The organism is Klebsiella indica (assembly GCF_005860775.1).
GTDB classification, from domain to species: domain Bacteria; phylum Pseudomonadota; class Gammaproteobacteria; order Enterobacterales; family Enterobacteriaceae; genus Klebsiella; species Klebsiella indica.
Window position 1 is genome coordinate 1 of record NZ_VCHQ01000053.1, and the last position, 1,588, is coordinate 1,588.

General features: G+C 52.1%; 1 tRNA gene and 2 rRNA genes. All 3 read left to right on the forward strand.

The window, feature by feature from the left end:
* Nucleotides 1-173, forward strand: a 16S ribosomal RNA gene (locus FE839_RS24310); the annotation flags it as partial.
* An 87-nt stretch (nt 174-260) separates the two neighbouring features.
* Nucleotides 261-335: transfer RNA gene (locus FE839_RS24315), tRNA-Glu, on the forward strand.
* A 319-nt stretch (nt 336-654) separates the two neighbouring features.
* Nucleotides 655-1,588 (forward strand): 23S ribosomal RNA (locus FE839_RS24325); the annotation flags it as partial.

A 1,588-nucleotide genomic window follows, 5' to 3' on the forward strand; every position in this document is an offset into this window, starting at 1 on the left:
GGTGAATACGTTCCCGGGCCTTGTACACACCGCCCGTCACACCATGGGAGTGGGTTGCAAAAGAAGTAGGTAGCTTAACCTTCGGGAGGGCGCTTACCACTTTGTGATTCATGACTGGGGTGAAGTCGTAACAAGGTAACCGTAGGGGAACCTGCGGTTGGATCACCTCCTTACCTTAAAGAACCTGCCTTTGCAGTGCTCACACAGATTGTCTGATGAAAAGTAAGAAGCAAGACGGCTGCGAAGTCGAGACACTTTGTGTCCCCTTCGTCTAGCGGTTAGGACTCCGCCCTTTCACGGCGGCAACAGGGGTTCGAATCCCCTAGGGGACGCCACTTGCTGGTTCGTGAGTGAAAGGCACAACCGACGATATCTCAAAACTCATCTTCGGGTGACGTTTGAGATATTTGCTCTTTAAAAATCTGGATCAAGCTGAAAATTGAAACGACACACTGAATAAGTGTGTTCGGGTCTCTCAAATTATCGCAATCAGAAGATGACACTGTAAAAGGTGATGTGAGCGATGTGAAGACAAGGCGTACCGCACGCAGCGAGCGCAGTGGACTGAATGTCCATGAGCATCGCGAGTACGGAACAACGCAGTATTCACGACGCGCAACAAGCCGGACAGAATAAAACATCTTCGGGTTGTGAGGTTAAGCGACCAAGCGTACACGGTGGATGCCCTGGCAGTCAGAGGCGATGAAGGACGTGCTAATCTGCGAAAAGCGCCGGCGAGGTGATATGAACCCTTGACCCGGCGATGTCCGAATGGGGAAACCCGGTGCATTACGGTGCATCATCGTTTGATGAATACATAGTCAAACGAGGCGAACCGGGGGAACTGAAACATCTAAGTACCCCGAGGAAAAGAAATCAACCGAGATTCCCCCAGTAGCGGCGAGCGAACGGGGAGGAGCCCAGAGCCTGAATCAGCTTGTGTGTTAGTGGAAGCGTCTGGAAAGTCGCACGGTACAGGGTGAAAGTCCCGTACACGAAAATGCACAGGCTGTGAGCTCGATGAGTAGGGCGGGACACGTGGTATCCTGTCTGAATATGGGGGGACCATCCTCCAAGGCTAAATACTCCTGACTGACCGATAGTGAACCAGTACCGTGAGGGAAAGGCGAAAAGAACCCCGGCGAGGGGAGTGAAAAAGAACCTGAAACCGTGTACGTACAAGCAGTGGGAGCCTCTTTATGGGGTGACTGCGTACCTTTTGTATAATGGGTCAGCGACTTATATTCTGTAGCAAGGTTAACCGTATAGGGGAGCCGAAGGGAAACCGAGTCTTAACCGGGCGTTAAGTTGCAGGGTATAGACCCGAAACCCGGTGATCTAGCCATGGGCAGGTTGAAGGTTGGGTAACACTAACTGGAGGACCGAACCGACTAATGTTGAAAAATTAGCGGATGACCTGTGGCTGGGGGTGAAAGGCCAATCAAACCGGGAGATAGCTGGTTCTCCCCGAAAGCTATTTAGGTAGCGCCTCGTGAATTCATCTCCGGGGGTAGAGCACTGTTTCGGCTAGGGGGCCATCCCGGCTTACCAACCCGATGCAAACTGCGAATACCGGAGAATGTTATCA